The 8,839-nt window shown below is 74.1% G+C and carries 6 protein-coding genes; 3 read left to right on the top strand and 3 right to left on the bottom strand.

Translation table 11 applies throughout. The features are described 5' to 3' along the window. Positions 1-74: 74 nt before the first annotated feature. A complete protein-coding gene (locus tag AC3ERT_RS31880) occupies positions 75-452 on the bottom strand; it encodes a MarR family winged helix-turn-helix transcriptional regulator (RefSeq protein WP_335971254.1) in 378 nt (125 codons plus the stop codon). A gap of 218 nt (positions 453-670) precedes the next feature. Between AC3ERT_RS31880 and AC3ERT_RS31875 the strand changes: the two genes are divergently transcribed. Further along, positions 671-1,063 (top strand): hypothetical protein, encoded by a 393-nt coding sequence (locus AC3ERT_RS31875; RefSeq protein ID WP_435178290.1) that lies wholly within the window; start codon positions 671-673, stop codon positions 1,061-1,063. Here AC3ERT_RS31875 and AC3ERT_RS31870 read toward each other — a convergent pair. Beyond that, positions 1,033-2,487 (bottom strand): NCS2 family permease, encoded by a 1,455-nt coding sequence (locus AC3ERT_RS31870; protein WP_335970787.1) that lies wholly within the window; start codon positions 2,485-2,487, stop codon positions 1,033-1,035. The genes AC3ERT_RS31875 and AC3ERT_RS31870 overlap by 31 nt on opposite strands. Positions 2,488-2,669: 182 nt before the next feature. On the opposite strand from AC3ERT_RS31870, the gene AC3ERT_RS31865 reads away from it, so the two are divergent. Beyond that, positions 2,670-2,996, top strand: a complete 327-nt coding sequence (locus tag AC3ERT_RS31865; protein WP_335970785.1) for a DUF2530 domain-containing protein — start codon at positions 2,670-2,672, stop codon at positions 2,994-2,996. A gap of 37 nt (positions 2,997-3,033) precedes the next feature. Then, positions 3,034-5,460, top strand: coding sequence for an HAD-IC family P-type ATPase (locus AC3ERT_RS31860; RefSeq protein WP_435178288.1), 2,427 nt, complete (start codon positions 3,034-3,036; stop codon positions 5,458-5,460). Positions 5,461-5,514: 54 nt separating this feature from the next. Here AC3ERT_RS31860 and AC3ERT_RS31855 read toward each other — a convergent pair whose 3' ends face one another. Further along, entirely contained in the window at positions 5,515-8,763 is a 3,249-nt protein-coding gene (locus AC3ERT_RS31855) for a sacsin N-terminal ATP-binding-like domain-containing protein (RefSeq protein ID WP_435178296.1), read from the bottom strand. Positions 8,764-8,839 lie beyond the last annotated feature (76 nt).

Genomic DNA, 8,839 nt, shown 5'->3' with positions numbered 1-8,839 from the left:
GGGGGTTGGAAGGGGGGGGCCGGGGGCCCCCCCCGCGCGGGTGGTCCCGCGCCGGTGGCGCGGTGACCGGTGGTTCACAGGTGTGCCAGCTTCTCCAGGACGGGGGCCGCCTGGCGCAGGATCGCCAGTTCCTCCTCGCTGAGCCCTTCGGCCAGCTCGGCGAGCCAGGCGTTCCGCTTGTCGCGGCTCTCGGCGAGCATCGCCTCGGCCTGCGAGGTGCGGCTCACCACCACCTGGCGCCGGTCGTCGGGGTGCGGCTCCCGGCGGACCAGGCCCTTGCTCTCCAGCATCGCCACGATGCGGGTCATCGACGGCGGCTGGACGTGCTCCTTGCGGGCCAGCTCCCCCGGGGTGGCGGAGCCGCAGCGTGCCAGGGTGCCCAGCACCGACATCTCGGTAGGGCTCAGCGACTCGTCGACGCGCTGGTGGCGCAGTCGGCGCGACAGCCGCATCACGGCGCCGCGCACGTCGCTCACCGCGGCGCGGTCGTCCTCGGACAGTTCGGTCACGGTCTTTAGTTTAGCTCATTACTTTGGCTAAGCACGCTCGCCGTACGCATGATGCCCGTCACCCGAATGCCGAACCTCACCCCGTCCGCATCTCACCCGTACGGGTGAGATTGACACCGAAAGCGACCCACTCGGCCGCGCTGTGCCGCGACGGTGGTGGCATGGCATCGAGAGTGCTCAGCCTCCGGATAGACGCAGAGCTGTGGGACCGGATCAATGCCCATGCCGCCAAACGCGGAATGAGCGCCCAGGACCACGTGGTCCGGACGCTCATGCGCGACGACTTCGACGAACGCTTCAAGACGGCGGTCGAGGCCACCGACCGCTTCTACGCGGACGCGCCCCGCTCCGACGAGCGGCAGCCGCCCGCCGGGCCGGGACCCGCCGCCCGTGATCCGGCGGCGCGGCGGACCCACCCGCCGGCCGCCCCCGGGCCCCTTCCGGTCAGGGCCCCGGCCATGTCCCCTGCCAGCGCCCCGGCCAAGGCCCCCACCTGGGCACCGGCCGGCGCCCAGCCCTGGTCTCAGACCAGGCCGAGCGCGGGCATCAGGTAGTAGAAGGCGAAGACCGCGGCCACCGCGTACAGCGCGATCGGCACCTCGCGCCAGCGCCCGGCGGCGGTGCGCAGCAGGCAGAAGGTGACGAAGCCGATGCCGATGCCGTTGGTGATCGAGTAGGTGAACGGCATCAGCACCATGGTCAGGAACGCCGGGACCGAGATGGTGAAGTCGCTCCAGTCGATCTCCCGGATGGAGCCGGACAGGATCAGGAAGCCAACGGCGATCAGCGCGGGGGTGGCCGCCTGCGCGGGCACCATCTCCGCCAGCGGCGCCAGGAAGAGCGTGAGCACGAACATCAGGCCGGTCACGACGCTGGCCAGCCCGGTCCTGGCGCCCTCGCCGACGCCCGCGGTCGACTCCACGAAGCAGGTGTTCGCCGAGGAGGACGTCGCGCCGCCCGCGGCGGTGGCGATGCCGTCGATCATCAGTACCCGGCTCATGCCGGGCAGGTCGCCCTTCTTGTCGAGCAGCCCGGCCTCGTCGCTGACGCCCAGGATCGTGCCCATGGCGTCGAAGAAGCAGGACAGCAGCACCGTGAAGACGAACAGGATGCCGGTGAGCACCCCGACCTGGTGGAAGCCGCCGAAGAGGCTGACCTTGCCGACGAGGCCGAAGTCGGGGGTGGCCACGGGGTTGCCCGGCCACTTGGGGACGGTCAGGCCCCAGCTTGCGGCGGGCACGTCGGCGATCAGGTCGACGATGACCGCGAGCACCGTCATCGAGACGATCGAGATGAGGATGGCGCCGGAGACCTTCCGGATCATCAGCGACAGCGTCAGCAGGGTGCCGAGCACGAAGATCAGCACCGGCCAACCGGTGAGGTGGCCGTCGCCGCCGAGCTGGAGCGGCACCGTGGTGTGGGCCGCGTCCGGGACGCGGGTGACGAAGCCGGAGTCGACCAGGCCGATCAGCAGGATGAACAGGCCGATGCCGATCGCGATGCCCTTGCGCAGGCCGAGCGGCACCGCGCTCATCACCCGCTCCCGCAGGCCGGTCGCCACCAGCACCATGATCGCCAGACCGGCGAGCACCACCATGCCCATCGCGTCCGCCCAGCTCATCTTGGGCGCGAGCTGGAGGGCGACCACGGTGTTGACGCCCAGGCCCGCGGCGAGCGCGACCGGCACGTTGCCGATGACGCCCATCAGCAGCGTGGTGAAGGCCGCGGTCACAGCGGTGGCGGTGACGAGCTGCCCGCCCTGGAGGTGGTGGTGGAACTTGTCCGTCCCCGAGCCGAGGATGATCGGGTTCAGCACGATGATGTACGCCATCGCGAAGAACGTCGCCAGGCCGCCGCGGATCTCCCGGGCGAAGGTGGAGCCGCGCTCGGAGATGCGGAAGTAGCGGTCCAGGCCGGCGGCGGGCGGGCTGCCGAGGGGCGGGCGCGCGTCGACCGGAGCGGGGGCCGTGGGGGACATGCGGGTCCTCAGGGGGGCTCTCGTCGCCACGGATCGGGCGATCGTACGAATGATTTCGGTCAGCGAGTGACCGTTTCAGTATGAACAAACAGGAATCCGGATGCTATCTCCGCGCGTAGAAGCCCGTGGACAAGGGCGCCCCGACCGTCGGCACCACCCGCCCGGCCGCATACGATGACCCCATGAGCAAGGAGCGGACCCCCCTGCGCGAGGCCCCGGAGCCCCTGGAGGCCAACGACGTCGCGACGATCACGGTCGGTGTGGTCGTCTGGTTCGTGCTCTTCTTCGCCCAGCTGCCGTTCTACGGCTGGTACTCCGACCACGGGCACACCTGGTTCATCTGGACCTGCCTGGCCGGGGGCGGCTGCGGGCTGCTGGGGCTGAAGTACGTACGGGCCCGCCGCGACGCCATCGCCCGGTCCCGCGCCGCCGCCGACGGCCCCGCCGGCCCCGGCACCCCCACCACTCCCGCCGCCCCGGCCGACCCGGAGAAGCCGCAAAACGGGTGAACGGGTGAAAGCGCCGCCCGGCACGTAACGTCGAGCCATGACGGAACGCACCGACGCCGACGCTGTTGCCACCTCCTCCGCCTCCGCCCGCGAGCCCGGGCTGAGCAGCGCCGAAGTGGCCCGGCGGGTGGCGCGCGGCGAGGTCAACGACGTTCCGGTGCGCTCGTCCAGGTCCGTGACCGAGATCGTGCGGGCGAACGTCCTCACCCGCTTCAACGCGATCATCGGCGGGCTCTTCCTGGTGATCCTGGTGGTCGGGCCGATCCAGGACGGCCTGTTCGGGTTCGTGATCGTGGCGAACACCGCCATCGGGATCTTCCAGGAGCTGCGGGCCAAGCGCACTCTGGACGACCTGGCGGTGATCGGCGAGGCCCGGCCGACCGTGCGCAGGGACGGCACCTCCGCGGAGATCGGCACCTCGCAGATCGTGCTCGGCGACCTGATCGAGCTGGGCCCCGGCGACAAGGTCGTGGTGGACGGCCGGCTCGCCGAGGCGGACGGCCTGGAGATCGACGAGTCGCTGCTCACCGGCGAGGCCGACCCGGTGCTCAAGCGCGCCGGCGACGAGGTGATGTCCGGCAGCTTCGTGGTCGCCGGGGGCGGCGCCTTCAGCGCGACGAAGGTGGGCCGGGAGGCGTACGCGGCGCAGCTGGCGGAAGAGGCGTCACGCTTCACCCTCGTCAACTCCGAGCTGCGCAACGGCATCAGCCTCATCCTGAAGTGGGTGACCTGGATGATGGTGCCGACCGCGATCGGCCTGATCATCAGCCAGTTCACCGTACAGAACCACGACTGGCGCGAGGCGGTGCGCCGCACGGTCGGCGGCATCACGCCGATGGTGCCCGAGGGGTTGGTGCTGCTCACCTCGGTGGCGTTCGCGATCGGCGTGGTCCGGCTGGGCCGCCGTCAGTGCCTGGTGCAGGAGCTGCCCGCGATCGAGGGCCTGGCCCGGGTGGACGTGGTCTGCCTGGACAAGACCGGCACCCTCACCGAGGGCGGGATGGACCTGACCGGGCTGCGCATGCTCGACGGCGCCGACCAGGAGCACGTCCGCCGGGTGCTCTCCGCCCTCGGCCGGTCCGACCCGCACCCCAACGCCAGTCTCCAGGCGGTCATCGACGCCTGCCCGCCGGAGCTGGCCGAGGACTGGCGGACCGTGGACACCCTGCCGTTCAGCTCGGCCCGCAAGTACAGCGGTGCCTTGCTCACCGAGCCGGACGGGACCACCGCCGGCTGGCTGCTGGGCGCCCCCGACGTGCTGCTGCCCGAGGGCCACGCCGCCCTGGCGGAGGTGGACCGGCTCAACGACGAGGGTCTGCGGGTGCTGCTGCTGTCCCGTACCGACCGGGACCCGGCCGACCCGGCCGCCGCACAGGCGGTCCGCCCCCAGGCGCTGGTGGTGCTGGAGCAGCGGCTGCGGCCCGACGCGTCCGACACCCTGCGGTACTTCGCCGAGCAGGAGGTCCACGCCAAGGTGATCTCCGGCGACAACGCGGTGTCGGTCGGCGCGGTCGCCGGGAAGCTCGGGCTGCCGGGGGCGCAGCGGCCCGTCGACGCCCGCCGGCTGCCGGCGGAGCGCGACGCCATGGCGCGGGTGCTGGACGAGGGCTCGGTCTTCGGCCGGGTCACCCCGCAGCAGAAGCGGGACATGGTCGGCGCGCTCCAGTCCCGCGGGCACAACGTGGCGATGACCGGTGACGGCGTCAACGACGTCCTGGCGCTGAAGGACGCGGACATCGGCGTCTCGATGGGCTCCGGCTCCGAGGCAACCCGGGCGGTGGCGCAGATCGTGCTGCTCGACAACAGCTTCGCCACGCTGCCGTACGTGGTCGCCGAGGGGCGGCGGGTGATCGGCAACATCACCCGGGTCGCCACGCTGTTCCTCACCAAGACGGTGTACTCGGTGCTGCTGGCGCTGCTGGTGGTGTTCTGGCAGATCCCGTACCCGTTCCTGCCGCGGCACCTGACGCTGCTGTCCACGCTGACCATCGGGGTGCCGGCGTTCTTCCTGGCGCTGGCGCCGAACAAGGAGCGGGCCCGGCCGCACTTCGTCCGCCGGGTGATGCGGTACTCCACCCCGGCCGGGCTGATCTGCGGCACCGCCGCGTTCGTCGCGTACCTGGTGGCGCGCCACCACTACACGGGCAGCGGGGCGCTGGACGCCGAGACCAGCGCGGCGACACTCACTCTGTTCCTGATGGAGCTGTGGGTGCTGGCGATCGTGGCGCGGCCGTACACCTGGTGGCGGGTCGTGCTGGTCTTCGTGATGGTGCTGGGCTTCCTGGTGGTGCTGGTGGTGCCGCCGCTCCAGCGGTTCTTCGCGCTGAAGCTGATCGGCGACGAGGTGCCCTGGACCGCGGTCGGCATCGCCGCGGCGGGCGGCGTGGTGCTGGAGCTGTGCTGGGCGTGGGTCCGCCGCCGGGACACGCGGGAAACGGCCCCGGCGGCCCCGGCGACGACATGACGGCGCCCGGCACGCGGGCTGACAGGCGGGCTGCGGAGTTCCGAACAGCGGGCCCTAGTCGAACCAGCGGTCGCGCGCCAGCTCCTCCGTACGGGTCGGGTCCTCCAGCAGCGCGGCCAGTTCGAAGCGGCGCTCCCAGTGGCCCGCGGCCCAGGCCAGCCCGGCCGCGACGCCTTCCACGGTGGCGCCGTGCAGCACCCCGTCGACCCAGCGCCAGTCGACCTCCACGTCACCGGTGAGCAGCAGTTCCTCGTGCTCGACGTATGTTGCCGGGGCGCCCGGCAGCAGGTCGTGCACGGCGGGCATGACGTCATGCGGCTCGCCGCGCGAGACCACCGCCGCCGGCACCGCCTCGCTGAGCCGGCGCACCTGGAACAGCTCGGCCAACTCCGCGGCCAGCCGCGGCGGTACGGGCAGCAGCGGCAGCCCGCCGGACAGCGGCAGCAGGTCGGGGGCGTCGGCGACCAGGGCGTCGGCGGCGTCGACCACCACGACCTCGCCGTCCCGTACGGCCCGCAACTCGTCGGGCAGGGTGACCTGTTCGGGGTCGAGCTCGGCCAGCGCCGCGTACAGGCCGTGGAGTTGGGCCGGGGTGACCGGGCGGTTCGGGTCGGAGAGGCGGCCGAGCAGTTCGGCGGCGCCGCCCGGTTCGGTGAGCAGCGCGTCGACGGTGGTGCGGACGCCGAGCGCGCGCAGCACCTGCGCGTCCACCGCCGCGTCGGTCTCGGCCTCGTCGTAGAGCCCGGCGAGCAGCCGGTCGCCGCCGGCGGCGCGCAGGCCGACCGGGCGCCGCCCGCCCAGCACCGGGTGGTCGCGCAGCCACCAGGCCGCGTACGGCCGTACGGACTCGGTGGTGCCGTCCGGCAGCAGCACCCGGACCTGCGCGGTCACCGCGTCGCGCAGCGGCGGCCGGGAGAGCAGCGCGAGGGCCTGCGGCCAGGCGTCGTCGTCCACCAGGTCGAGGTCGCGGACGCCGATCACCTCGGTGGCGACCGGCGGCACATCGGCCTCCGGCAGCTGGTCGAGGACGTCCTCGCACCACACGTCGACGGCGTCGAGCAGCCCGACGTCGTCGGGTTGGGCCCAGTCGGTGTCGCGCGGGTCGAGGTCGTCGGGGTCGAGCACCACGTCCTCGGCGCGGACCAGCGCGAAGGTGGCGAGCACCCCGACCGCGGTGAGCGGCTGTTCACCCCAGCGGTCGGCCAGATCGGCGTCCACGGTGCCGAGTTCGCCCTCGCGCAGCACGGACTCCAGCGGGCTGCCGGGCAGCACCAGTTCGCCCGCGGGGGCGAGTTCGCCCTCCTCGTCGGGCAGCGCGAGCGCGCCGAGCCACGGCTCGTCGCCGGGCGCCAGCCCCGCGGCCCGGGCGAGGCCGAGCACGGCATCGGCCAACTCGTCGGCGTCCAGGCCGGTTTCGTCGTCCCAGGCGGCGCGCTCCTCGTCGAGGGAAGCGGCCACCGCGGTCCGCACCTGCGGGGTGGTCAGGATCGCGCGGGGGGTGGCGGGGGCGGCGCCCAGCTTCTCCAGCAGCGGGTGGGCGGCGTCCGCGTGGGCGACCCGCAGGCCGAGCCGGGCGAGCAGCGCCGGGTCCGCGCCCGCGGCGGCACCTCCGCCGTCCGCGCCCGCGTCGGCCGCATCCGCGTCCCCGCGCACCGGCAGCAGCACCTGGCGCGGGCCGACCACCGTACGGCCGTCGGCGAGCGGGACGGGCAGGCCGCTGAGCACGTCGGGGTCGGTGCCGGCGAGGGCGTCGTAGAGCCGCCACCACCAGTCGGCGGGGCGTTCGGCGCCGGCCAGCCGGTCCACCACGTCGGCGAGCGACAGCCGGGCGACGCCCAACTGCCGAAGCGCCGGGCGCCGTTCGAGACTAGCGGGCAGCAGCGTGGGCAGGACCTCGGCGAGCACCCGTACCGCCTCGGCGGTGGCGCCCTCCACGATCTCGGCCTCCACCGGCCGCAGCGGCTGTCCCTCCCCCGTCAGGCGCCCGCCGTCGTCCCAGGCGTCCGGGTCCGGCGCCGGGCCGCCCGCGTCGAGCGCCCCCGGCCCGGGCGCCGCGGCCCGCGGCAGGAACGGGGTGCGCGGCAGCGCGGCCAGCACCCGGCGGCGCAACTCGGCGTCCAGCCCGCCCTTCCCGAGCGGCCCGGGCACCAGGTCCACCACCCCGGCACCGGACGGCTGCCAGTCGGCGAGCAGCCGCACATACGCCTCCGCGGCGCGGTCCAGCAGGAAGTCGGTGAGCGGGCCGGGCGCGGTGTGGCGGCGGGTCGGGTCGAGCGGGAAGCTCGCCAGCAGCAGCGCGGGCAGGCCGAGCGGCTCGTCGGTCGGGGTGGGCGCGTGGACGACACCGACGGTGCGCGGCGCGGCGGGGGCGCCCTCGGGGTCCACCGGCACCGCCCACGTCACCGACCACACCGGGCGCAGCCGCTCCTCCACCGGCCGGTCCGCGAGCAGTTCGGGGGTCAGCGCGCCACCGCCGGCCCGCACCCGCCAGCGGGTGGGCGCGCCACGGTCGCTGTCCTCGATCAGCACGTCCCCGCCGTCGAGCGACCGCCGGGTCAACGTCCGTACGCCCGCGGGCGTTTCGACCACGACCTCGGCCAGGCCCGGCAGCGCGAGCAGCAGCGCGTCGTCGACCGCGGCGAGCAGGCGGTCCGCCAGGTCCTCCGCGGAGCCGTCCCGCAGCGGCAGCACCACCACGGTGTCGTAGGGCGCCGGGGCGCTGCCCTCGGCGGGGAACGGCAGCCGCAGCAGCGGGACATGGCCGTCGCGGCGCCGCAACTCCTCGGCCAGTTCGGGGATTTCGGCGGCCAGTGCCCGGGCCTCGCCGAGCGACCAGCGCACCCCGCCGGCCCGGCTGAGCACGGCGGGCTCGTCGCTCACCGCGAGGACCGCGGCGAAGCCGATGCCGAAGCGGCCGACGACCGCGTCCTCGGCGTCGTCGCGCTTGGCGGAGGCGCGCAGCGTGGACAGCGACTCGACGGCGGCCGGGTCCAGCGGGGCACCGGTGTTGGCAGCGGCCAGGCAGGCGTACGGCGAGCCGGTGGCGTCGGGGTCGGGCGCGTGCAGGGTGAGCCGGAGCCGGCCGGGCACGCCGGCGCGGGTCGCGGCGTCGGCGGCGTTCTGGGCCAGCTCCACGATCAGGCGGTCGCGGTGGCCGCCGAGGGCGAGGTCCTCCTCGGCGTTGGCGTCCTCGCGGAAGCGCGCGGCGGACGCGGACCACGCGGTCAGCACGGCCTGGCGCAGCGACGCGGTGCGGAAGGGGTCGGGCCTGCCTTCCGGGGTTCCTTCCGGGTTCGTGCGGATCACGCCTGGGCGGGTCACGTGGACCTTTCGTCTGCACTGTGCGCATGGGGTTCCGGCCGCTCCGGGCCCCTTCGGG

It is taken from the genome of Actinacidiphila sp. bgisy145, assembly GCF_057708125.1.
Note: the sequence above shows the minus strand (reverse complement) of the source record. Positions and strands in the feature narration are given on the sequence as shown.